The organism is Agrobacterium sp. DE0009 (assembly GCF_007680755.1).
GTDB lineage: Bacteria > Pseudomonadota > Alphaproteobacteria > Rhizobiales > Rhizobiaceae > Agrobacterium > Agrobacterium tumefaciens_B.
In genome coordinates this window covers 1-22,877 of record NZ_VEIU01000011.1, presented here as the reverse complement: position 1 = coordinate 22,877, position 22,877 = coordinate 1, and the positions used below count along the sequence as shown (strand labels likewise).

Genomic DNA, 22,877 nt, shown 5'->3' with positions numbered 1-22,877 from the left:
TTAAATCCGGTTCTTTAGCCCTTAAGGCCGGTATGGGCGAGGCCTTCGACGAACTGCTTCTGGGCAATCACGAAGACGATGAGCACGGGCAGCGCCGTCAGCGTCGCTGCGGCAAGCTGGATATTCCACATCGGTCCGCCATAGGCGTCGGTATATTGGGTCAGCGCCTGCGGCAGCGTGAACATCTCTGCGCTGGAGAGAAAGACGATGGGCTCAAGGAACAGGTTCCAGGAGTGCAGGAAGGTGAAGATCGCGACCGAGGCCAGCGCCGGTTTTGCCAGCGGCAGCGCGATCTTGCGGAATATCTTGAAGCGCCCGAGACCATCGACACGCGCCGCCTCCTCGAGCTCGGCGGGCAGCGTCACGAAGAACTGCCGCATGACGAAAGTGGCAAAGACACTGGGCGCACCGAAGATCGGCACAAGAATGAGTGGCCAGTGTGTGTTGACCATGCCCGCCTTCAGAAACATCTGAAACAGCGGCACGATCGTTACTTCCGACGGAATGAGCAGGCCAAGCAGCACGACCATGAAAATGAGATTTGCGCCCGGAAACCGGATCCGCGCAAATGCATAACCTGCCATGGACGATATGATCATCGTTCCTGCCGTCACGACAGCTGCGATATAGGCGGAATTCCAGTATTGCCGCACGAAAGGCTGCAACTCGAAGACCTTGGAATAGCTCGTCCAGTCCTGGTTTTGCGGGAAGAATTGCGGCGGGAAGGCGAAGATATCACTGATCGGCTTGATCGATGACGTCACCATCCACCAGGTCGGAAAAACGAACGGGATCAGGAGCACGCACAACACCCCGTAAAGAGCGACCTGCATGCGTGGGGAAAGGTCAGCTTTCATAAAAGACGATCCTCTTGCGCATCTGCCACTGGGCGAAGGTCAGTACGGCGACGATCACAAACAGCAGGATGGACAGCGTCGAGCCGTAGCCAAAGAAATGAAACTGGAAGGCCTGCTGATAGAGGTAATAGACCAGCACCGTGGTCGAGAGACCCGGCCCCCCCTGGGTCAGAACTGCGATCTGCGCAAAAACCTGCAGCGAGCCAACAATCGTAATGATCGAGGTTAACAGGATCGTCGGGCTGATCAGCGGCAGGGTAATGCGACGAAACTGCTTGAAGGCGGGCGCGCCATCGATGCGGGCGGCTTCGTAAAGTTCTTTCGGCACACCCTGAAGTGCTGCCAGAAACAGGATCATGTTAAGCCCGACATTCTTGAAGACCTGCACGACGATGACTGAAATCATCGCGGTCGTTTCCTCGCGCAGCCAGTTGGGGCCTTCGATGCCGACCATCAGCAACATGCCGTTGATGCCGCCATTTTTCTGCAACAGGAACCCCCAGACGATAGTCCAGGCAACCAGCGAAACGACGACAGGCGAGAAAAACAGCGTCCGGAATATCGCGATGCCAGCCAGTTTCTGGTTCAGCAATACGGCCAGAAGCAGCGCCAGTGACAGGTTGAACACGACGAGCCCGGCCGAAAAAATCGCCGTCGCGCCAAGGACGTCGCGAAGATTGTCGTCCTCGACCAACATCCGGTAGTTCTGCGCACCCGTATAGGTGAAGGTGTTGGCGAGCACATTCCATTCATGCAGCGAATACCAGAACACCAGCCCGAGCGGGATCAGAACGAAGATGACGATACCGATCAGCTGCGGGGCGATGAACAGGAAGCCCGCAAGACTGTCGCGCCGCGCGATGGTCCAGAACGCCGGGGCCGGACGCTCCTGAGTACGGGCAATATCCTGCGCGACAGCCATGGTTTTCTCCTCAGCGCTTCAAGAGCGGCCCGATCTGGCCGCAGATTTTTTGAAGCGCACCGGCCACATCAGCCTGCGGCCGCCAGACGGCGTCGAGGTTCGAACGCACGATCTGCTGGATCTGCGCGAAACCGGTGTGGCCGGGCATGACCTTGCCGGTCGAGATGCCGGAGATGACAACCTTTTCGATCTGCTCCTCGCTGAGCAGCGGGTTCGTCTTTTTCAGCACCTGCGCATTCAGCAAAGACTTGCGCGCTGAAGGGAAGAACTGGCTGAGTTTGGCGGAATTTTCCGGATTGGTCATGTAAGCCACGAATTGCGCCGCGGTCTCGGCATTCTTGCCTGATTGCATGACGCCGATACCCGCCTGGCCGATCAGCGCATAATCGCCGGCAGGGCCCTTCGGAAGAGGCACGAGGTCCCAGGCAAATGGCTTGTCCTTCGGCAGAAGCGAGGCGCGGCTGATCTGCGTAATCGTCATCGCCGCATTGCCAGCGAAGAAATCGACCGTCTCGCCGGGGCCCGGAATGGCCTTCTTGTCGAAGATGGCGTCGTGGATGAACGAAATAGCATCCGCCATCGGCTTTTCCGCCATGGTGCAGGTGGCGCCGTCAGCGCTCCAGGGTGAAGCCCCCCAGCCATTCCAGACGGAGGTGAGGTATTGCCAGCTCTGGTAATTGAAATCGCGGACGACAAGCCCGCCCTTTCCGGTCTTGGCGACAGCCGACGCGGTTGCGATGGCGTTGTCCCACGTCCATTCGTCGGCAGCGATCATGTCGGCAGGGGTCTTGGCACCGGCAGCCTTGATAAGATCGTTATTGACGAAGACGGCGAAGGGCGAGGTCGAAAACGGATAGGCGTAAAGCGTACCGTCCTGCGACCAGCGTTCCGTGGCGCCGGCACCGACCTCCTCAAGATTATATCCCGGCGCAGCCTTCAGTGTGTCCGTCAGCGGGTAGAGCGCCCCGGACTTGACAAAATCATAAGCCGACGTCTCGAAAATCCAGGCCATGTCAGGTGCGTTGCCGCCCGCGATCTGTGTGGTGAGTGCAGTCGTGTAGGTATCGAAAGGCAGGGACTCATAAGTCACGCTGACATTTGGATGATCCTTCTTGAAACCGGCTGCGATCTCGTTGAAGAGCTTGAGATGCGCCTCGTTGGCGCTCCAGATCGTCATGCGCAGATTAACCGCATCCTGCGCAATCGCTCCGCCCGCAAACGCAAGCGAGCCGACCAGGGCAAGCGCACAGGCCGTGGATTTCAGTTTAAAATGATTGTTCATTCCCGGTCCTCCTCCAAAGATGGGTTCGATGAGACGACAAACCGCCGTCCTAATAGGCCGCGATATCAGGCCAGCGTATTTCGATGCCCTGACGGGTCAGCTGCGTCTGAAACGCTTCCAGGCGATCATCGTCTTCCTGCACCTGATGCGGCGTGAGGCCATTTTCCAGGCAGTGCGCCGCAAGCATCCCGGCCACTTCGCCGATGTTCCATTCGACTGGATGCAGGCGGTAGCAACCATTGGTAATATGCGTCGTGCCGATGTTCTTGCCGGCCGGGATCAGGTTTCTCACCCGCTGCGGGATCAGCGCACCGAGCGGTATTTCAAACGGGCAAGATGGCACGTCGATATAGTTGTCGCCGCCTGTCGATGGATGCAGGTCGATGCGGTACATGCCGATACCGATGCTGTCGCGATAGCGGACCGCGCCTCTTTCGCCGCGAACCGTGTAGGAAAGATCCTGCTCGACGATGCGCGTCACCGACTTGATACGGCGGCTTTCGCGAATATAGGGAGCCATGGCGAGCCCGTGGTCGGTGCCGGTGATATCGCCACGCAGCCGAAGCCCGCGGAACCCATGTCCGCCATCAAGGCGCGGCGCTTCCGTCTGCAGCCAGTAAAAGACCGAATAAGAAAGATCTGCCGCCGCCTTCAGGTGGCGCGCCTTTTCTGCCTCGGTCACATCGATGATCGTGCCATCCATGTAATCGATCATCGGCCAATTCACGAGGCAGATATCCGATTGGTAGAAGCCGGGCGCAAAGTTTTTTCGCGCCGCGATGCGCCGGAAAATCCAGAGATTCTCATCACCGCCGCCCTTGCGCTGGTCGGCATCGACCAGCAGGGGATTATCATCGGGATTTGGCGTGAAGGTGCGGGTGGTATGCTCCAGCGTGCGCGGATGCGGCGCAGTGAAGCCGAGGAGCGGACCACCCCAGAAATGCGGCTGATAAGAGCGCCAATAGTCGTAGTTCTCAGGCTTGTCGATCGTCTGATCGCCATCGACGTGGTCAATGGCAAAGCAGATTGAGACAGCCTGCACATTGTCCGGTTGAGCGTGCTCTGGCGCGCTCGGTTCTTCCGTGTCCGACTGCGCCTCAAAACCCTTGGCATATTCCGTGCCGGTCATCGGCAACAGATCGCCAAGTTCGGTGGCGTCGAGTACGTAATCGGCCGATATGACGATTTCAGCGCCGCTGTCGCGACGGCGGAGGGTCACGGAGCGAACCCGGTCGCCGTCCACATCGGCCGCGACAGGACGCCAGGGCTTGAGTATAGTCAGGCGACCTGCGCCAATGTAGGGCATCAGCATGCTTTCCATGACCGCGAGGCTGACACGCGGCTCGGCGCAGATGCGGCTCACCCATCCGCCGCCCGGATTAAGGTCGCCCCACGCGCGCGCGCCTTCCGTCAGCGGATAATGGTCTCGATAATATTGCCGCACACCGTTGCGCAGCGCCCGGTAGGAACGGGTGATGCCGAACTGTTCGACCCATGTATGCTCGTCCGAGGGAACGGCCTGACTGGTCAATTGGCCGCCGATCCAGTCGTATTCTTCGGTCATGATCACGCGTTTGCCCGCTCGTGCGGCCGCCAGTGCCGCCGCTACGCCGCCAAGGCCGCCACCGACCACGAGAATATCTGCTTTCATGTCTTTCACGACGTCACATCCGTTTTGTTGACTGAGGACTTGTTTGCCGAGCCGGTCGGGGCCGGCCCCAACGTCTCTCCCTTGACGGGTTCACATTTGAGAAGGATCTGCCCACCGGCGCTGCCGGTCTCGATGCGGTTGACCAGCATGGCGGTTGCCTGCCGCCCCATCTCCTCGCGCGGAATTTCATAGGAGGTGAAACGCACGGGACTGCGTGCGGCCCTGATATGGCTGCCAAGCACGATCATCGAAAATGCGTCCGGCACGACAAGCCCCCTCGCCCGCGCCAGCGCCTCTACGCGCACGGCATCGGCCAATTCTATGAAGAAGGCGACTGTTGCCCCGCTCTCAATGATGGCATCGAGTATTTTCTCGGCCGGCCGGTTGACCGCCTTGATATGCAGGGCAATCGTGGCCGCATCTGCGAGCGCCGCGCTGAAACCTTGCCAGCGATCGGCAATCGATTCTGCCGGACCATGAGGTCCGATATAGGCGAGCCTGGTGTGTCCCAGCGCGATGGCGTCTTCGACGAGCTGACGCGTTCCCGCGGCGTAGTCACCGCCGACATAGGGAACCGGACCACCGGCATCTTCACGGCGGCCGATCGCGACGAAGGGATAGTCTTCCGAAACCAGCCGGGCGAGTTCCTTGCGATCGAACTCGCGGCCGAGAACCAGACAGCCGTCCGCAATCCGAAGCCTGTTGCCTTCCGAGAAAATCTTGCGGTTATCGCCGACACCGGCGCTCGTCAGCAGCAGAAGATCATAAGCCTGCTGCTGCGCCTCTTCTTCGATGCCCAGCAGAAAGGGCGTGAAGAAGTCAGCCTGGGCGCTCGGGAATGCTGGCTCATAGGTGAAAACGCCGAGGATCCGGTTCAGCCCCTTGGCCATGCGCCGCGCAATCGGATCGGCAACATAACCGGTCTGGCGAATGACGGCCTGCACCCTTTCCCGGGTTTCGTCCGGGATGCGCGCGACCGCTGCCGGCGCGCCGTTCAGAACAAGCGACACCGTTGCCTGGCTGACACCGGCAAGCTTGGCAATATCGTTCTGCGTGAGACGTCTGTGAGTAGTCAACCGATGCCCTCCCCGACATCCGATATTTGCTAATACGTATTAGCAGCTAATGCGTATTAGCACCATCTCCGCGTAGGGAGTCAAGCGATAAAGTGCATTCGCTGAGGGGTAGCGGATTATCGCAGCCTGCGCTGCAATGGCAAAACGCGGCAGAAGCGGCAATGTCAGCTGTAAGAAACAGCGGTTGGCTCGGATTTACGGATTCGAGGATGCTTTTTCGCCCGCAAGCTTCTGCTCAAGCAACCAAGTCCACATCGCCTCGTCGTTCAGCACCTTTCCCTCGACCGCCTGATGGTCCGTGTCCTCAAACACCGTAAGCCGAACATTGCGTTTCAGCTCCTTAAGACGTTGCACAAGCACCACCGTATCGGACAGCGGGATCACCTCGTCATCTGCACCATGAAAGGCCCAGAAAGCCGCCTTCTCGTTCGTTCGATTGAGGTAGTGCCGAATGCCGCCGCCGGCAATCGGAACCACCGCGGCGAAAGTTTGAGGAAACTGCTCTGCCATGGACCATGCGCCGAACCCTCCCCGGCTGTAGCCGATCAGATAGATCCGTTCCCGGTCGACCCGATGGTTGGCCACCACCGCCTCAAGAACGCTTGCAACACGCTCGATCGGATAAAGTAGTTCCTCACTCGGATTTTGGGGTGAAAACACCAGGAAGGGAAACTCACGTCCGTCCTCTATCATTTTTGGCAAGCCGCTCGACCGTAGCTTTTCGACGTCGCTGCCGCCCTGATCGCCGCCATGCAGCCAGACGACAAGAGGATAGGTCTTGTTCGAGCCGGCGTAATCCTTGGGCGTATAAAGCAGGTAGTTGAGGTCAGAAGCGATGGTGACATCGGATTTCATCGCTTTCTGTTCGGCCTGTGCGAATGTCGAGGCAGCGATTGCGGCCAGAGCGATCAGGCAGAATTTAAGTCGTCTCATGATTTTTTCCTCCCAGTGAATAAGCCTCTTCGGGGGTAATGACCGTTAAATCCGATCGGGTTCAACGCTCCCGGAAAAAGCAGGAAAAGCGCGTCGGAAAACATGAAATATCTCATCATTTCAGGCCAATGAGACAACTGCCTCATCTGATTTCCGGCGATGCGACGCCAGCATATCCGCTTCCGCTCCTGAGGCAACATTCGCGGAAGAGACTTCGGAAATCGAGCTGTCAGGTGATGGCGCCAACCGGACTTGCGCAGCAAGGCTTTTGCGTTCAGCATTTGTTCTGGCTTGCTGTTTGAGTCTTTGCTAATCATTGCGGCACGAAGGCGACATGGCGGCGCAGGCTCAGTCGCCCGCCGTTTTCGGGCAGGCAACTTCGCCTGGGGCAAATATCGAGGATTAGTGCAGGATGGCGGTTGCCTATCTGGAAAAACTGAACGAGCAGCAACGCAAGGCCGTGGAACATGGGGTTGGACTGGTGGACGGACATGTCGCCGGTCCGCTTTTGATCATCGCCGGCGCCGGCTCGGGAAAGACCAATACGCTGGCTCACCGTGTTGCGCATCTGATCGTGAATGGAGCCGATCCCCGCCGCATCCTGCTGATGACGTTCTCAAGGCGCGCAGCCTCCGAGATGGCGCGCCGTGTCGAACGGATATGCAAGCAGGTCCTCGGGGCAAATTCGGCCATCATGACAGATGCATTGGCGTGGTCCGGCACGTTTCACGGCATTGGTGCACGGCTGTTGCGCATCTACGCTGAGCAGATCGGCCTCAACATCGATTTCACCATCCACGACCGCGAAGACAGCGCCGACCTGATGAATCTTTCCCGGCACGAGCTGGGGTTTTCCAAAACCGAAAGCCGCTTTCCGACAAAGGGCACCTGTCTTGCGATCTATTCGCGCGTCGTAAATTCCCAGACGCCGCTCAAGGACATCTTGCGCCAGCATTATCCCTGGGTTGCCAACTGGGAAAGCGAACTCAGGGAACTGTTCGCGGCCTATGTCGAGGCCAAACAGGTCCAGAACGTGCTCGATTACGACGATCTTCTGCTCTACTGGTCCCAGATGGTCAGCGACCCCGTTCTGGCTGATGATATAGGCAACCGCTTCGACCATGTGATGGTCGATGAATATCAGGATACCAACCGGCTGCAGGCTTCGGTGCTGATGGCGCTAAAGCCCGGCGGCCGCGGCTTGACCGTGGTGGGCGACGATGCGCAGTCGATTTATTCTTTCCGGGCGGCGACCGTGCGCAACATCCTCGATTTCCCGGCTTCCTTCAGCCCGGCGGCCGATATCATCACGCTGGATCGCAACTATCGCTCGACGCAGCCGATCCTTGCAGCCGCCAACGGGGTCATCGATCTCGCGCGCGAGCGCTTCACCAAGAATCTCTGGACCGAGCGGCAGTCGCTGGAGCGCCCGAAACTCGTGACGGTGAAAGACGAGACCGAGCAGGCGAACTTCATCATCGACCAGATCCTCGCCAATCGCGAAACCGGCATGACTTTGAAACAGCAGGCCGTGCTGTTCCGCACCTCCAGCCATAGTGGCCCGCTCGAGGTGGAACTGACCCGCCGCAACATCCCCTTCGTCAAATTCGGCGGCCTGAAATTCCTGGACAGCGCCCATGTGAAGGACATGCTGGCCGTGCTGCGTTTCGCACAGAACCCGCGCGACCGCGTCGCCGGTTTCCGGCTGCTGCAGATGCTGCCAGGCATCGGACCGAAGAAGGCTGGCAATATTCTTGATGCGATTGCGACAGACCCAGAGCCGCTGCTTGCCCTCGCCGAAATTCCATCGCCGCCGAAGACCGGCGATGACTGGGCAGCCTTTACACAAATGCTTGTGGGCCTGCGGCAGGCGCCGAATGACTGGCCGGGCCAGATCGGGAAGGCTCGGCTGTGGTACGAGCCGCATCTCGAACGCCTGCATGAGGATGCGGACACCCGCAAGGCCGATCTGCTGCAGCTAGAGCAGATCGCCGGCGGCTATCCCTCACGCGAACGCTTCCTGACCGAACTGACACTCGACCCGCCCGACGCCACCAGCGATCAGGCCGGCGTGCCCCTACTCGACGAGGATTATCTCAGCCTCTCGACCATCCATTCCGCCAAAGGCCAAGAGTGGCGCTCCGTCTTCATCCTCAATGTGGTCGACGGCTGCATCCCCTCGGACCTCGGCGTCGGCACCACCCAGGAACTGGAGGAGGAACGCCGGCTGCTCTACGTCGCCATGACGCGCGCCAAGGACAGCCTGTCGCTGATCACGCCGCAACGCTTCTTCACAGGCGGGCAGAGTCAGCAGGGTGACCGGCATGTTTACGCCGCCAGAACCCGCTTCATACCGGCGACATTGCTGCAGTTTTTTGAGACTATGACTTGGCCACTGGTTTCAGCCGCCGCTTCGGAACGCAGCGCGCAGCAGATCCGGATCGATGTGGGTGCGCGGATGCGGGCGATGTGGAAATAGGAGTGGTTTTTTCCGGCAATATTTATCTCCACGCGGCGCCGATCGACGAGACGGTATTAAGCAAATATCCGTTTCCTCTCGGCCGTCGACCTTGATAGCACCCTTGGGACGCTGAAACAGCTGACGAAGCCGAGGAGCGTTCATGCCGCATCCGCGAATCTAGCTTCGGCGAACTTCTGCTGACAGCAGATCACTCGTTATACGTGAAAAACACCCCACGATCGAGTAGGCTGTCTGGGTGTTGTTTGTCGGAGATTCCGTCGCTCTTGTGTGGGCGATCAATAAAGCGTTATTGACTGTCCCTGCCGATAAAGCCATACCACCTTGAGAGACAGACCAGACAGGACACGGATAGTGCAACTAGAAGCATTCACGATACCAGACTTGAAAAAGATAACTCCGGCTCGTTTCGGCGACAACAGGGGTTACTTCAGCGAGGTTTTCAAGCGGGATTGGTTTCGCGACAATGTGGCTGATGTGAAATTTGTGCAGGATAATGAATCCCTGTCCGCACAGGCCGGGACCGTACGAGGACTTCATTTTCAAACAGAGCCTTTCGCACAGGGCAAGCTCGTTCGCTGTATTCGTGGGCGGCTGCTGGATGTTGCGGTGGATATCAGGACAGGATCACCCACTTTCGGGCAATGGGCGGCTGTCGAGCTCTCACCTGAAAATGGCGAGCAGCTGTGGATTCCGGCGGGATTTGCCCACGGTTTCATGACGCTCGTAGACGACACGGTCATCTCATACAAGGTCACGGCGCCCTACAGTGCTGCCAATGACCGCGGCGTCAAATGGGATGATCCGGCGATCGGCATCAATTGGCCGAAGCTCGAGGGCTACGTCCTCTCCGAGAAGGACTGCAAGCAACCGCTTCTGTCGGAGTTGCCTGAATATTTTACTTACCAAAACACTGGAAACTGATGATGCGCGTTCTTGTTACCGGCGGCGCCGGATTTATCGGCTCGGCCCTCGTACGTTATCTCGTGAGCGAGATTGGCGCGGATGTTCTAACCGTCGACAAGCTGACATATGCAGGAAATCTGGCGTCCCTCACACCGATCGAAAATGCACCCAACCACCGCTTCCTTCAGGCCGACATATGTGACCGGACCGCGATGAATGACGCCTTCGCGACATTCCAGCCGGACTATGTGATGCATCTTGCCGCCGAGAGCCATGTCGACCGCTCCATAACCGGCGCTGCTGATTTTATTCAGACCAACATCAACGGCACTTTTACGATGCTGGAGGCGGCGCGGCAGTACTGGAGCGGCCTTGAGGGAGACGCAAAGTCTGACTTCCGCATGCTGCATGTTTCGACGGACGAGGTATATGGTTCTCTGGGCGACAATGGTCTTTTTGAAGAAACGACCCCTTACGACCCGTCCTCGCCATACTCCGCCTCTAAAGCAGCCAGCGATCATCTCGCCACGGCGTGGCAGCGCACCTACGGTCTTCCGGTAGTCATTTCCAACTGTTCCAATAATTACGGCCCGTTCCACTTCCCGGAAAAGCTCATTCCGCTGATCATTCTCAATGCTTTGGAAGGCAAGCCGCTGCCGGTTTATGGCAACGGCACAAACATTCGCGACTGGCTTTATGTGGAAGACCATGCCCGCGCACTCTGGCTCATCGTTCAAAAGGGTCTTGTCGGCGAGAAGTACAATGTCGGCGGCAGAAACGAGCAGAAGAATATCGATGTGGTGAACTGCATCTGCTCTATTCTCGACGAACTGCGCCCTCAATCCAAACCCTATGCCGAGCTTATCAAATACGTTACCGATCGCCCTGGTCACGATGCGCGCTACGCCATTGATGCAACGAAGCTCGAAACCGAGCTCGGCTGGAAAGCACATGAAAACTTTGCAACTGGTATCCGCAAGACCGTGCAATGGTACCTCGACAATGAATGGTGGTGGCAACCCCTTCGCGAGGGTGTGTACTCCGGAGAGCGCCTTGGCGTTCTGACGAAGGGCTGAACAAATGCGGCTAGCAGTTACAGGCAAAAATGGTCAGGTCGTCAGCGCTCTTCAGGCACTGACGAGCCCCGAGCTGGAGATCGTGGCTCTGGGTCGACCGGAACTCGACCTAGCACAGCCTAAAACTGTTTTGAAAGCGCTGCGAGAGGTAAAGCCCGATGCTGTGGTATCGGCTGCTGCCTACACCGCTGTCGACAAGGCAGAAAGCGAGCCGGAAATAGCTTTTGCCGTTAATCTGGACGGAGCAAGGGCCGTCGCGCAGGCGGCAAATGACCTCGGAATTCCCGTCATTCATCTCTCTACGGATTATGTTTTCGACGGCACCAAGCACATCGCTTATGTCGAAAGTGATCCGACAGGCCCCACTTCCGTCTACGGCCGCTCGAAGCTCGAAGGCGAACGCGCCGTTTCGGAGGCCACCGACAATTATGTGGTTCTGCGGACCGCATGGGTCTATTCGGAATATGGCAACAACTTCGTGAAGACAATGCTCCGGCTCGGCGAGAACCGGGACGAAATCAATGTCGTTGCGGACCAGTTCGGATGCCCTACTTCGGCCAACGATATCGCTGCCGCGGTCGTGACAATCGCAAAAAAGCTCGTGGAAGATGCCTCGGCCCCTCTTCGCGGGGTGTTTCATCTGTCTGGAACCGGTGAAACGAACTGGGCGAATTTCGCGAAACAGATATTCGCCCTTTCCGCGGAAAACGGCGGGAAGACCATTGTTGTCAACGATATCACGACTGAGCAATACCCTACCCCGGCTCGGCGCCCGGCAAACTCGCGGCTTGATTGCAGCAGGCTGGAAGAGGTTTACGGCATAAAGCTACCGAGTTGGCAAACATCAACGCGCGCGGTGGTCACCGCTCTCGCGCAGAGCAAAAAGGAAACGCCATGAAGGGTATCATTCTGGCCGGAGGCAGTGGCACGCGGCTGCATCCGATGACATTGGCGGTCTCGAAGCAGATCCTGCCGGTGTACGACAAGCCAATGATCTATTATCCGCTGACGACGCTGATGCTTGCCGGCATTCGCGAAATCCTGATCATCTCGACACCCCATGACATGCCACTTTTTCAGTCTCTCCTGGGTGATGGTTCAAAATGGGGACTTTCCATTGAATATGCGGTCCAGCCGAGCCCGGATGGGTTGGCGCAGGCATATATGATCGGCGCGGACTTCGTGGCGGGTTCGCCGTCCTGCCTTATCCTCGGTGACAACATTTATTACGGCCACGGCCTTCCCGACCTACTTGATAGTGGTACGAGCGTGATCCATGGCGCGACCGTGTTTGCCTATCACGTCAACGACCCGGAACGATACGGCGTGGTCGACTTTGACAGCGAAATGCGTGCTCTTTCCATCGAAGAAAAACCGCTTAAACCGAAATCAAGCTGGGCAGTTACCGGTCTCTATTTCTACGATGCAGATGTAGTCGACATCGCAGCCGACCTCAAACCCTCGCCACGTGGCGAATACGAGATTACGGACGTTAATCGCGTGTATCTCGAGCGCGGCAAGCTGAAGGTATCAATCATGGGTCGTGGCTATGCATGGCTCGACACGGGGACTCCTGACAGCCTCCTTGAAGCCGGCGAATTCGTCCGCACGCTTGAAAAAAGACAGGGATTTAAAATCGCATGTCCGGAAGAGATTGCACTGACTAAGGGTTTCATTACAAAGTCCGAGTTCGCAGCACTCGCAGACAATGCCGGCAAGGGTGATTATGGCGTTTATCTCAGAAGGCTCGCCTCCTATTAAGGACGGTCCAACAACGCTCGGCTTCGTTTGGAGCGACCCGCGATAACGCCTTGTGCTGCACCAGCCCAAAACGTTTGCCGAGCCGACGCAGGGCGGCTCGTATGAGTTCCGGAGTTAAAGGATGCCTGGTTTGTCGCTCTCGGATGTAACGATTGTCACTGTCTGCTATAAGACCGATGCGCTTATAGCGGATATGATTGCGACTGTCCCCGACCCGTCACCGATAATTCTCGTGGACAACGGGAAGACCAATAACTTTCCAACGCTCCCGCCACACAGGGACATAAAGATTGTTGCCTTAGAAGAAAATCAGGGCTTCGGCCGTGGCTGCAATGCTGGCGCGGCGGCGGCACAAACACCTTGGATACTTTTTTTGAACCCTGACGCTCGATTGGCTAACGGCGCAATTGAAGCTTTGCTTGAGGCAATCAGTCGGCATCCTTCAGCCGTCGCCTTCAACCCACAAATCTCGAACGCAGATGGGAGCCAGTACTTCAAGAGGCGATCGTGGCTACTGCCCCGTAACCGTTACATGCAGAAGGGTTGGCCAAGAAAGGATACTATTGTCCCAATCTTAAGCGGTGCCGCACTATTTGTCTCGAAGCAAAATTTCGACGCAGTGAACGGCTTTGATCCAAATATTTTTCTTTATCATGAAGATGACGACTTATCGTTGCGCCTTGCGCAACTGGGACAACTTGTCTTCGTCTCTGACGCTCGTGTTACCCACGACGCGGGACATTCTTCGGGACGATCTGCAGAAATCGCGAGGCTTAAGGCCTATCATATGGCTCAGTCTAGAATATATACTGGCGTCAAACACCAACGTCCCCTTCCGAGACTTTCGACCCTCATTCAAGCTTTGGCACTCATCCTTTCGCCAACTGTTCTTCTCTCTGCCCGTCGGCGTGCGAAGGCCAGCGGCTTTCTTGAAGGTGCTGTCAAATTTAGGCAGAAATAAATTGAATCAAAACCTGCGCGTATACTACGGTTTTTCTTTCAACGACGCCCAGACACCAGCTACCCCTTCCCTCAAACCGATCTTTGGCCGCCAGCTAAAATCCATCTTCGCCCGCTCTATATCTAGGATGGATACAGGCACATCCAAGCTTCGGTGAGGCTTATAAACAATAGGAATGGGATTTCCGGTTACTTCCTTTACAACCTCCGCGATATCGAGAACCGACGTACCGGTTCCGCTCCCACCATTATATATCCCCATCTTTTCGCTTAAGAGGGCCGATACGCACAGGCTGCTTAAATCTTTGACATGAATATAGTCGCGGATCGTGGAGCCATCGCCCCAGATCTCGATGGGCTGATTGTGAAGAGCTCGGTTGAGATACGTGCCTATTACGCCCTGCACACCAATTTTACCCTGGTAACGGCCGTATGGATTGGAGGCGCGTATTACGACCGGCCTTAAGCCAGCTTTATTCTCGTAGAGTTTGAGATAAGACTCTATTGCAACCTTAACGACGCCGTATGAACATATCGGATCTAAAATGTGCCGTTCCGGAATTGGGACTTCCTGCGGTTTTCCATAGACAGTCCCCCCGGACGACAAATAGAGGATACGTGTCACGTTACATGCGGCCATATCGTCGAGGAGGCTGAGGGTCCCGAGGAGATTGAGTTCGACATCCCTTCCGGGATCCTTATCGCCGGTTGAAGGCACGGTTCCGCTTACGAGATGCACAACAGCATCCACGCCGCTAAGCAACTCGCGCATGAGTCGGCTATTCCCCAACTCTCCCGAAACATATCGCACATCTGCAGGGAGTGGACGAGAAGCCACGGCACCTCTCCCCATCACCACTATATCATTCCCTGCAGCGACCAAATCTTCGACGAGGTGGTAACCAATAAATCCAGCGCCCCCGAGAACCAGTATCTTCATAAAGAACCTATAACCTATTCGCGATCAAAATCATTTTTTTGCAAGCACCGACCGATAATGAACAATGTACTCCCCAGCCAGTGCATTAATATCATACGCTTCTCCCAAAAGCTTCGCTTTCTCCTTAAAGCTGCCACGGACATCCTTCTCCAAGATTTTCTCCATTGCATTACTCAGTTCGGTCACAAATCGGTCGTTGTCACTATCGTTCTTGATTACGATTCCCGCCTGCTGGCCATCAATTTGCGACATTGCCTTGATCTCGCCGACATCGGTGGAAACACAAGGAACGCCCACTTGAAGAGCCTGGATCAAACACAGAGGATAGGATTCACCGGGGAAGCGCGTCGGTATCAGAGCCACGTCACTCATTCGGTAGAGACCATAGATCTCCTTTACGAACCCAAGGAAATGAATGGTCGAATCCGATGTCGCCAGACGCTTGGCTTCCTCTGTGGCTGGCCCCTCGCCCACCATAAGCATCGCCATTGGGACATCAGGTCTCCGTTCCCGCAATAACCGATATGCCCTGACGGCCTCCATCCAGCCTTTGCCTTCAGCCCCTCTCGCAACCAGCGAAAACACTACCGCATCATCCGAGATTCCCAACTGCGTACGCGTCTGCGGAAACGCCACGTTATCGACTGGCATGGCATTTTTTACTTTCAGGAATTTCCCCTGGTCGATCTTCAGATCAGCGAACGGCCTCAGGTTTCGATCAGCCGTATAGGCAAATAAGTCAATTTTCTTGCTCCATCTGGCTATCCTTCTCGTCGAAATCCCCATTGCCTCGTAAGAGCCATGCAGTGTGGAAATGAACGGCACGGAAGTGCGGCTTCGGTCGAGCAGAAAGCCCTCAACATTGGCGACGTGGGAATGGACCACGGAGATCCCTGCACTCCTGATAAAATTGTCGATCCCCATATCGCGAACCGCATTTGCCAGATAAACGGGAATTCCAGGATCAAGCATCGACCTGACGTCATTATGATCGTCTGCGTCGTGAATCTGAAGAATGGACACCATTATGCCCTGCCGACGAAGCGCATTCGCGAGGTGAACAGGGAATATTTCTCCGCCACCGAAAGAAAATCCGAGAATGCCGATCAGGACATGAATGTGTTCCCGCGGGATCTCACTAAGCTCTCGATAGTTGACCAGTTTTTCAAATTGCTCTGCCTGCACTCCTGCGCCGCTCGACACACTACGACAGACTTCGATAAAGCGCTGAACGGTACCATCTGGGATGTCCCAACGCTTCTTCAACGATGTCATCAGTTGCGCATATTCTTTGTAATATTCTGGTTTCGATTGCGCGCTACTCCCAGAGGTATTGCTCTCGTGGATACGGAAATAGCTGACGGCACTTGGCTCATAAGCGATTTGTCCACCGCCCGCGATAACCGCATAAAGGTACCAGTCACCCATGATTTTGTAATGTCGGGCCTCTTCCCAGACCCGATCCGAAATCTCAAACCGCCGCCACAGGCTTCCTCCAACGTTGGCAATGACATTCTTGACGCCAAAGCCGCCGCGAAACCATTCGGCCGCCGGCCGCGTCAGGCGGGAATCCCAAATCCCAGGCTCACTATCTTCACGGTAATGATCGAGCCCGGCAAAATATTCTCCCCGACTATTCGCAAACTGTATCCGCCCGAAAGCCACCATCACGCTCGGGTCGCGGAACGCGCTGATCATTCGTTCGATGAACGTCGGCTCACAAAAATCGTCGCTTTCGCAAATCCAGACCAGATCACCCTCCGCGAGCGAATGGCCTTTCTGCCACTGACGAAACACATTTCCTGAATTCTCAGTATTGTAGACCGCACTGATCCGTCCAGGAAAACGCGTTACATATGAGTCAATCACGGACCGGCTATTGTCAGTGGAGCAATCATCTAAAACCAGAATATCAATAAGCGGATATGTCTGCGACAGGATGCTATCTAGACGCTGAGCTAGGTAACGCGCGTGGTTGAAATTCGGAACTATCGCCGTCACTCTCATTCCACTTCGGGCAAAGATAGCGGAGCGACTGGCTTCGATGGCCTTGTTTGAGCCAATCACTTGATAATAGTTTAGGCAAAATTGATCGACTTTACGTGAAAGCAGCATTGGGTCACGCTTTTCTGCGGACTTCAAAAATCGCTCGCGTCTCCGGGCGGGGAAGGCGCGTACCCGCGATAACGCGTATAACAACCGAGCAAAAATCAGACGCCTCAAAATCTTCGTTATGGAAGCCTGACTCATCCAGTTGTTGCGCTGAAGTGCATCAACCTCTCCGGATATGTGACTGATATCCTTCATGAGTATTTCGACCCATTGAGCGTTGCCTCCCACCTCCTGCTTAAGAATTGTCTCGGGGCTGCCCTCTGAGAGAAAGCCGCTTGCAATTACTTCTCCGATCGGCCTATCCGATGCGACGCTGAGCAAATATGTTGGAGGCATACCAGCTTTGGTCGTAAGGCTTTCCGCGTCTGCCAAAATAAACTCGGCGAACCGTTCTTGTGAGTCGATTTCCGAAGCCAAACCAATCCTCTCGTCGTAAAGTGATAGGTGTGCGAAAAATTCTCCGAGTTTCTCAATGACGTATTGCTCAATCACTTTCTCATGTTGAGAAAAATTAGTTTTATCCACGTTGACAGCATCAGCGCATCGCGTCGGAGTCGAGATAATCAAAACTCCTTCAGCACGAAGAACGCGCTTGATCTCGCTTAGAACACTTTCGAGAGAGCTGATCGTTCCGTGTGCTTGAAAGCATATGACAACGTCCACCGATGACGACGGCAGCGGGATATGTTTACTTGAACCAATTACAAAGGAAATGTTTTCGCCTTTGTGTTTTGCCGTTGCATAGTGAACGGACTCTTCTGAAGCATCCATACCGATGACGCATTTGGCACTCGACGCGAGGGCGGCAGTCCACTCACCTTCTCCGCAGCCGATATCCAAAACGTCTTTGCCTATGATGAAACTTTTCGCGATATCGTACCGGTACGTAGGTTCAACGGAGATTGTCTCTGCTGTCGTTGCGAGAATGCTTCCCCCCACGCGATCAAAATCGTCGGTCATAATTTTTCCTTGGCGAAAAGCGCAAACATATTGAGGCGGATAGACTATTTGCAGGTTCAAGTCGAGACAATGACCCCATCGTCACAATCGCGGTGCTTTGGGGAACGTCTTTTTTCCCCAATGTATTCATTGAAGAAGTGGACTCAATGGCCGGCAGCATCGCGCGTATTAGAACTGAATAGGCACGATTGCTTGCCAATATCTCTGGCGCGAACGGTCAAGGTTGCGGCAATTCGGCCTACTTCTCGGGTCGGAGAAGACCTAGGAACCTTCGAAAAAGATTCGAGGCTTGAGGCGCCTTTCGCCGTTGAGGCTGGGGTCTACGTCCTTTCGACGCGCTAATTGAAATCCCTGCCGGATAATCGAACGTTGTAATTGTCACGGCATCAAATCCCGCCTTAATCACCTCTATCCACATGTTGGCACCGTATTCTGAAATAACAATATAGTCGTTTGCGTTATCACCCGGCGAGCCATGATAACTGGGCGACATACCGTCCCGGGTGCGGGACATTCGATCAACGATAACCGGAACCGTGTATGCGAGAAGACCGCCGTCCTTCAGCACGCGCTGACATTCCGTTAGGGCTTCGACCGGGTTCGGAACATGCTCAAGCGTGTCTGAATGGACTACGAGATCAAAACTGTTTGAAGCGTAGGGCAATCGCTGCATATCAATTTCCGGGTATTCTGCAAGAATCCGGCTAGGCATAGTCGCCAATACTCCAGACAACTGCGCGGCTTCGTTCAACTCCAGTATCTTGAGATCTTTTTTTTCGTCTGCGAACTCAGAAAACGTCCCGGTGAAATTCCAATGGTTCATCACAGACCGAGCCAACGCTTGGCTCCTGATGTTTGATCCGCAGCGACTGCACTTCGTCCCCTGTTGTCTGTCGATATAGCTCCGTTCAAACTCAGAGATTTGCCACTCCAGAACAAGGGCGTCCCAAAGGACTTCCGTCGGGACAAAATCGTCGTTTCCGCAAACTTCACACTTCATCGATACACCTTTACTTATACACATATCAATCGGGATCGTCTCTAACCACACTATCAGCAGCTCCCAAAACTTGGAGTATTGTCGACGCATTACAACTGCAATGCGAAGCTAATTCTCCACTCGGTAGATCTGACTTTCCATCCCTTATCGCAGCCTGATAAACAAATGTGAGGCTCCCTTGAGAGAATTTTCTGATCGCGGACTTCAGGACACGTTCTAGCATTAAAAAACATTTATTTTGACGTTATTACCAGAACTTGAACCGCGCCATTTCCGGATCAACGGACGGATGAGTTTCACAGCTCATACCAACGAAGCTGACTGGACACCCCCTTCCGGACTCATCGGTGTGATCGGCACTGAACCGCACCAGGTGCCGGAGGCCGTTTCATTTAAGTTATGCGGCCACGGCCGGTGCGTCCAGCATGGCGTAATATCGTTCTACGGCTTCGGCTGGCGGTATGTTGCCGATGGGCTCCAAAAGGCAGATGTTATTGAACATGGGGTAATCGCGGTGTGCGCCCTGCAACAACCAACGTCCATTGCGGGGTGGTTGCGCCCCGATAAGATGGAGAAACGGGCTCTCAATTGGAACCGGGCCCAAACATTCAATGGAGAGCAATCATGGAACAGTACATCGGGCTTGATGTTTCGCAGAATGAGACCGCGATTTCGATCCAGCAAGGCGGCTCGCGGATTTGGCGAGGCAAGTGCGTATCAGATCCCACCGTCCTGGCAGCGATTATTCGCAAACAAGCACCATATGTGAAGCGCGTGGTTTTCGAGACGGGTCCGCTCTCAACGTGGTTCTACCATGCGCTATCGGCTGAGGGGTTGCCCGTTGTTTGTTTCACAGCGCGCCAAGCGCAGAAAATGGTAATCCTCCCCGTTTTAAGGTGGTTTAGCGGTAGAACTCACGCGGCCATTTTCAGTTTCTGAGCGGGTGTAATGCCGCCAATGCCCATGTAGGGCCGTTCGTGGTTATACGTCCAAAGCAATTCCGTGGCGATCTCCTGCACCTCCGTGATGCTGTCAAAAATATACAGATCGAGCCATTCATGCCCAACAGTTCGGTTGTAGCGCTCGACATAGGCGTTCTGCTGAGGCCTGCTGGGCTGGATATAGTTCAATGCGATCCCTTGTTTCGTAAGCGGTTAGCCGAGGGCGTGGGGCTTGAAGTTCCAGGGCATAAGCGCCTCGATTTCAGAGACAGGCCAGCCTTGAGCAATGCGGGTCAATGTCTGTGAGAGCCAGTCGAGCGGATCGACGTTGTTCATCTTGGCTGTCTGCAAGAGGGTGGCCAGAGTCGCCCAAGTCCGTCCACCGCCTTCGCTGCCGGCGAATAGACTGTTCTTTCTCGTAATTGTTTGGGGCCTGATAGCGCGCTCGACGATATTGGAGTCAATTTCGATGCGTCCGTCCGTCAGGAAGCGCTCCAGTGTTTCGCGCCGGGTGAGCGCGTAACGGATCGCTTCGGCGGTCTTGGACTTGCCAGAGACCTTGCCCAGCTCTTTCTCCCAAAGATCAAAGAGGCGGGTGACGATGGTTGCAGATTTTTCCTGACGCAGCACGGAACGGCTGTCGGCATTGCGACCGCGGACCTCATCCTCGATGCGCCACAGCTCGGTCATCGCGATGATCGTGTCCGTTGCAGCCTTCGAGACGCCGCTAATGTGAAGGTCGTAAAACTTGCGGCGTAGATGCGCCCAGCAGCCTGCGAGCTGGACCGTTTCATTGCTGCCGTCTTTGGCACGCGTCTTGTCGAGACTTGTATAGGCTGAGTAGCCGTCAACTTGCAGGATGCCGCTGAATCCGGCGAGATGACGCACCACGCGGTCAGCGCCCCTGCTGTCCTCAAACCGATAGGCCACCATCGGCGGGCTGGTTCCACCATAGGGTCTATCATCGCGAGCGTAAGCCCAAAGCCAGGCCTTCGTCGTTTTCCCGGACCCAGGGGCAAGAGTGGGTAAGGTGGTTTCGTCAGCGAAGATCCTTTCACCCTCCTTGACGCGCTCAAGGATATAATCGGCGCAGATCTGCAGTTCGAAGCCCAGATGCCCCATCCACTGGGCCATCAACGATCGGCTGATCTCGACACCGTCGCGGAGATAGATTGCCTCCTGCCGGTAAAGCGGAAGGCCGTCTGAGTATTTGGAGACGGCGATATAGGCGAGCAGCCGCTCCGTCGGCAGGCCGCTTTCGATGATGTGCGCCGGTGCCAAAGCCTGGAGCACGCCATCGTGGCCGCGGAAGGTGTATTTGGGGCGGCGCGTCACGATGACCCGGAACTTCGGCGGCACGACATCCAGCCGTTCGGAGCGATCCTCACCGATCAGGACCTTTTCCAGGCCCACGTATTCAGCAGGAATCTCTGGCTCGATCACTTCCTCGATGCGTTCGAGATGAGCGGCAAAACCCCTGCGTGGACGTGCTCCCCGTTTCGGCTTGTCCTTGGCGGCGTGATCAAGCTCGCTCTTGATTGCCGAAAGGCCGGTCTCGACTTCCTCGAAGGCAAAGGACACCTGTTCGTCGTTGACGCCAAGCCGCAGTCGCTCGGAACGGGTGCCATGTTGGGTGCGCTGCAGAACCTTCAGGATCGATGTGAGGTTGGCAATCCGCTCGTTGGCGCTCTTCTCCACCGCCTCCAGCCGGGCGATCTCAGCTTCAGCGGCCTTCAGTCGGGCTTCTTTTGCAGCCTGCTCGCGCGCCATCGCGAGGACCATCGCTTTCAGCGCGTCAACGTCGTCCGGCAGGTCGTGAGGGGGCAAATCCATGGCAATGAGTAGAGCACAAAAACAGCCGTTTTCCCAACCATTACAGCGGCATGATTCATCTTGTCGCAGGCGCTGTCAGCCCGTCAACAAGGGTCGCCTGACCTTCGTCGGGCGGATCTTTTTCCAATCCATTCCTGCCAGCAACGCCATCAGCTGAGAATGGTCCAGACGTATCCGTGCCGCCGATATACCCGGCCAGCAGAAGCCTTGATCTTCCAAGGTTTTCGAATAGAGGCAGACACCGCTGCCATCCCACCAGACAATACGAATACGGTCGGCCCGTTTCGAGCGGAAGACGTAAAGCGCGCCATTGAAGGGATCGAGAGCACCATCGCGCACCAGCGCCATCAACGAGGCGGCTCCTTTGCGGAAGTCGACCGGCTGGCATGACACATAGACCACCACACCAGAAACGATCATGCCTTGCGAACCGCCCGCAGAACCTTCACCAGGTGATCAGGATCGAACGCGCCGCAGACGCGCACCACCATATCGGCAATGGCAATATCGACCGAGCCGCTGCTCACCGTTTCAACGCGCGCGAACTTCTGCTTGCCAGTTCTCTCAGTCAGGGGTGCAACAACGCCCGATGCCAGTGCCATGCGTCGCCATCCATAAAGCTGTGACGGATCTAAGCCTTCAGATCTAGCAACCGCCGAGACGTTCGCCCCAGGCTGCAGCGCCATGGCCAGGATTCGCGCCTTTTCGTCGTCTGACCACTCACGCGGCTTGCGTCGTCTTCGCACCGGCTCTGCAGTCAAAACCTCAAAGGTCCGAGGGTGATTCACATTGTCGCTCATAGGATTCTCCGCATGACTCATGCAGAAAATCGCCTATCAGCAGTCCGAAAGATACGTGGGGTGGCCTACGCGCTTACCTTGTTTCGTAAGCCTCCGGTGAAGGCCACAGGTCAGGCAGCTTGAGCTTCTGACGCTGGCGACGTCCAATTCCAAGGAAGCAGTTGCTCCAGACGGGTGATCGGCGTGTCGGCGATACAGGCAAGGGCGTCGGCAAGCCACACCTGCGGATCAATGTTGTTGAGTTTTGCCGTCATGATCAATGTGGCCATGAAGGCGGCACGGTCAGCGCCACGATCTGATCCGGCGAAGAGCCAGATGATATGACCGTCCTTGGCGGGGGCAGCGATCCCTCGCAAGATGTTTTAGCGCCAGAGGGGCGCTAAAACGG

18 protein-coding genes and 3 pseudogenes are annotated in these 22,877 nt (G+C 56.0%); 7 read left to right on the top strand and 14 right to left on the bottom strand.

The window, feature by feature from the left end; all coding sequences use genetic code 11:
- Positions 1 to 14 precede the first annotated feature (14 nt).
- The 6 genes from FS804_RS23235 to FS804_RS23210 all read right to left on the bottom strand — a co-directional run bounded on the left by FS804_RS23235 (position 15) and on the right by FS804_RS23210 (position 6,721).
- Positions 15 to 857 (bottom strand): carbohydrate ABC transporter permease, encoded by an 843-nt coding sequence (locus tag FS804_RS23235; protein ID WP_006697331.1) that lies wholly within the window; start codon positions 855 to 857, stop codon positions 15 to 17.
- The gene (locus FS804_RS23230; RefSeq protein WP_112637208.1) at positions 847 to 1,779 is read right to left on the bottom strand and encodes a carbohydrate ABC transporter permease; all 933 of its coding nucleotides are present in this window, start codon (positions 1,777 to 1,779) and stop codon (positions 847 to 849) included. Before FS804_RS23230 ends, FS804_RS23235 begins: the two co-directional genes overlap by 11 nt.
- A 10-nt stretch (positions 1,780 to 1,789) precedes the next feature.
- Positions 1,790 to 3,061, bottom strand: coding sequence for a sugar ABC transporter substrate-binding protein (locus FS804_RS23225; protein ID WP_144579164.1), 1,272 nt, complete (start codon positions 3,059 to 3,061; stop codon positions 1,790 to 1,792).
- Between the two features lie 49 nt (positions 3,062 to 3,110).
- Entirely contained in the window at positions 3,111 to 4,712 is a 1,602-nt protein-coding gene (locus FS804_RS23220; protein WP_144579210.1) for an FAD-dependent oxidoreductase, read from the bottom strand.
- 5 nt (positions 4,713 to 4,717) lie between these two features.
- Positions 4,718 to 5,788 (bottom strand): LacI family DNA-binding transcriptional regulator, encoded by a 1,071-nt coding sequence (locus FS804_RS23215; protein ID WP_144579163.1) that lies wholly within the window; start codon positions 5,786 to 5,788, stop codon positions 4,718 to 4,720.
- A gap of 195 nt (positions 5,789 to 5,983) precedes the next feature.
- A complete protein-coding gene (locus FS804_RS23210) occupies positions 5,984 to 6,721 on the bottom strand; it encodes a prolyl oligopeptidase family serine peptidase (protein ID WP_063947024.1) in 738 nt (245 codons plus the stop codon).
- A gap of 412 nt (positions 6,722 to 7,133) precedes the next feature.
- Here FS804_RS23210 and FS804_RS23205 point away from each other — a divergent pair, with 412 nt between their 5' ends.
- The 6 genes from FS804_RS23205 (at position 7,134) to FS804_RS23180 (ending at position 13,904) form a co-directional block, all read left to right on the top strand.
- A complete protein-coding gene (locus tag FS804_RS23205) occupies positions 7,134 to 9,200 on the top strand; it encodes an ATP-dependent helicase (protein WP_144579162.1) in 2,067 nt (688 codons plus the stop codon).
- Between the two features lie 354 nt (positions 9,201 to 9,554).
- Positions 9,555 to 10,124 carry a dTDP-4-dehydrorhamnose 3,5-epimerase gene (rfbC, locus tag FS804_RS23200; RefSeq protein ID WP_144579161.1) on the top strand — a complete coding sequence of 190 codons (570 nt, stop codon included), beginning with the start codon at positions 9,555 to 9,557 and terminating at the stop codon, positions 10,122 to 10,124.
- Positions 10,125 to 10,126: 2 nt separating this feature from the next.
- The gene (gene rfbB, locus FS804_RS23195) at positions 10,127 to 11,182 is read left to right on the top strand and encodes a dTDP-glucose 4,6-dehydratase (RefSeq protein WP_144579160.1); all 1,056 of its coding nucleotides are present in this window, start codon (positions 10,127 to 10,129) and stop codon (positions 11,180 to 11,182) included.
- Between the two features lie 4 nt (positions 11,183 to 11,186).
- A complete protein-coding gene (rfbD, locus tag FS804_RS23190) occupies positions 11,187 to 12,080 on the top strand; it encodes a dTDP-4-dehydrorhamnose reductase (RefSeq protein WP_144579159.1) in 894 nt (297 codons plus the stop codon).
- Positions 12,077 to 12,943: a glucose-1-phosphate thymidylyltransferase RfbA gene (rfbA, locus tag FS804_RS23185; protein ID WP_144579158.1), complete on the top strand. Its 867-nt coding sequence runs from the start codon at positions 12,077 to 12,079 to the stop codon at positions 12,941 to 12,943. The genes rfbD and rfbA overlap by 4 nt, the downstream gene beginning before the upstream one ends.
- A 121-nt stretch (positions 12,944 to 13,064) precedes the next feature.
- Positions 13,065 to 13,904 carry a glycosyltransferase family 2 protein gene (locus FS804_RS23180; RefSeq protein WP_144579157.1) on the top strand — a complete coding sequence of 280 codons (840 nt, stop codon included), beginning with the start codon at positions 13,065 to 13,067 and terminating at the stop codon, positions 13,902 to 13,904.
- A 24-nt stretch (positions 13,905 to 13,928) separates the two neighbouring features.
- Here the strand turns inward: FS804_RS23180 and FS804_RS23175 are convergent, their stop codons facing one another.
- The 3 genes from FS804_RS23175 to FS804_RS23165 all read right to left on the bottom strand — a co-directional run bounded on the left by FS804_RS23175 (position 13,929) and on the right by FS804_RS23165 (position 18,753).
- Positions 13,929 to 14,843 carry an NAD-dependent epimerase/dehydratase family protein gene (locus FS804_RS23175; RefSeq protein ID WP_144579156.1) on the bottom strand — a complete coding sequence of 305 codons (915 nt, stop codon included), beginning with the start codon at positions 14,841 to 14,843 and terminating at the stop codon, positions 13,929 to 13,931.
- A 30-nt stretch (positions 14,844 to 14,873) separates the two neighbouring features.
- Positions 14,874 to 17,915: a glycosyltransferase gene (locus tag FS804_RS23170; RefSeq protein ID WP_144579155.1), complete on the bottom strand. Its 3,042-nt coding sequence runs from the start codon at positions 17,913 to 17,915 to the stop codon at positions 14,874 to 14,876.
- 238 nt (positions 17,916 to 18,153) lie between these two features.
- Positions 18,154 to 18,753: a class I SAM-dependent methyltransferase gene (locus FS804_RS23165; RefSeq protein ID WP_246665944.1), complete on the bottom strand. Its 600-nt coding sequence runs from the start codon at positions 18,751 to 18,753 to the stop codon at positions 18,154 to 18,156.
- A 786-nt stretch (positions 18,754 to 19,539) separates the two neighbouring features.
- Here FS804_RS23165 and FS804_RS25290 point away from each other — a divergent pair.
- Positions 19,540 to 19,785 (top strand): annotated as a pseudogene (locus FS804_RS25290) (IS110 family transposase); the annotation flags it as partial.
- 44 nt (positions 19,786 to 19,829) lie between these two features.
- Here the strand turns inward: FS804_RS25290 and FS804_RS23155 are convergent.
- From FS804_RS23155 to FS804_RS23135, 5 genes and pseudogenes are all read right to left on the bottom strand, one after another.
- A pseudogene (locus FS804_RS23155) lies at positions 19,830 to 20,054 on the bottom strand (transposase); the annotation flags it as partial.
- Between the two features lie 15 nt (positions 20,055 to 20,069).
- Complete coding sequence (locus FS804_RS23150; RefSeq protein ID WP_144579153.1) at positions 20,070 to 21,689, bottom strand: IS66 family transposase; 1,620 nt, start codon at positions 21,687 to 21,689, stop codon at positions 20,070 to 20,072.
- Between the two features lie 75 nt (positions 21,690 to 21,764).
- A complete protein-coding gene (gene tnpB / locus FS804_RS23145) occupies positions 21,765 to 22,109 on the bottom strand; it encodes an IS66 family insertion sequence element accessory protein TnpB (RefSeq protein ID WP_144579152.1) in 345 nt (114 codons plus the stop codon).
- Positions 22,106 to 22,489, bottom strand: coding sequence for a transposase (locus FS804_RS23140; RefSeq protein WP_144579151.1), 384 nt, complete (start codon positions 22,487 to 22,489; stop codon positions 22,106 to 22,108). The genes tnpB and FS804_RS23140 overlap by 4 nt, the downstream gene beginning before the upstream one ends.
- Positions 22,490 to 22,599: 110 nt before the next feature.
- Positions 22,600 to 22,845 (bottom strand): annotated as a pseudogene (locus tag FS804_RS23135) (transposase domain-containing protein); the annotation flags it as partial.
- Positions 22,846 to 22,877 lie beyond the last annotated feature (32 nt).

What these genes read in the sequence shown, in the direction of transcription:
- FS804_RS23230 (WP_112637208.1), bottom strand. Translation starts at nt 1,779, where the DNA reads ATGGCTGTCGCGCAGGATATTGCCCGTACTCAGGAGCGTCCGGCCCCG.
- FS804_RS23210 (WP_063947024.1), bottom strand. Translation starts at nt 6,721, where the DNA reads ATGAGACGACTTAAATTCTGCCTGATCGCTCTGGCCGCAATCGCTGCC.
- FS804_RS23140 (WP_144579151.1), bottom strand. Translation starts at nt 22,489, where the DNA reads ATGAGCGACAATGTGAATCACCCTCGGACCTTTGAGGTTTTGACTGCA.
- FS804_RS23175 (WP_144579156.1), bottom strand. Translation starts at nt 14,843, where the DNA reads ATGAAGATACTGGTTCTCGGGGGCGCTGGATTTATTGGTTACCACCTC.
- rfbB (WP_144579160.1), top strand. Translation starts at nt 10,127, where the DNA reads ATGCGCGTTCTTGTTACCGGCGGCGCCGGATTTATCGGCTCGGCCCTC.
- FS804_RS23170 (WP_144579155.1), bottom strand. Translation starts at nt 17,915, where the DNA reads ATGACCGACGATTTTGATCGCGTGGGGGGAAGCATTCTCGCAACGACA.
- FS804_RS23235 (WP_006697331.1), bottom strand. Translation starts at nt 857, where the DNA reads ATGAAAGCTGACCTTTCCCCACGCATGCAGGTCGCTCTTTACGGGGTG.
- rfbA (WP_144579158.1), top strand. Translation starts at nt 12,077, where the DNA reads ATGAAGGGTATCATTCTGGCCGGAGGCAGTGGCACGCGGCTGCATCCG.
- FS804_RS23150 (WP_144579153.1), bottom strand. Translation starts at nt 21,689, where the DNA reads ATGGATTTGCCCCCTCACGACCTGCCGGACGACGTTGACGCGCTGAAA.
- tnpB (WP_144579152.1), bottom strand. Translation starts at nt 22,109, where the DNA reads ATGATCGTTTCTGGTGTGGTGGTCTATGTGTCATGCCAGCCGGTCGAC.
- FS804_RS23205 (WP_144579162.1), top strand. Translation starts at nt 7,134, where the DNA reads ATGGCGGTTGCCTATCTGGAAAAACTGAACGAGCAGCAACGCAAGGCC.
- rfbD (WP_144579159.1), top strand. Translation starts at nt 11,187, where the DNA reads ATGCGGCTAGCAGTTACAGGCAAAAATGGTCAGGTCGTCAGCGCTCTT.
- FS804_RS23225 (WP_144579164.1), bottom strand. Translation starts at nt 3,061, where the DNA reads ATGAACAATCATTTTAAACTGAAATCCACGGCCTGTGCGCTTGCCCTG.
- FS804_RS23180 (WP_144579157.1), top strand. Translation starts at nt 13,065, where the DNA reads ATGCCTGGTTTGTCGCTCTCGGATGTAACGATTGTCACTGTCTGCTAT.
- FS804_RS23220 (WP_144579210.1), bottom strand. Translation starts at nt 4,712, where the DNA reads ATGAAAGCAGATATTCTCGTGGTCGGTGGCGGCCTTGGCGGCGTAGCG.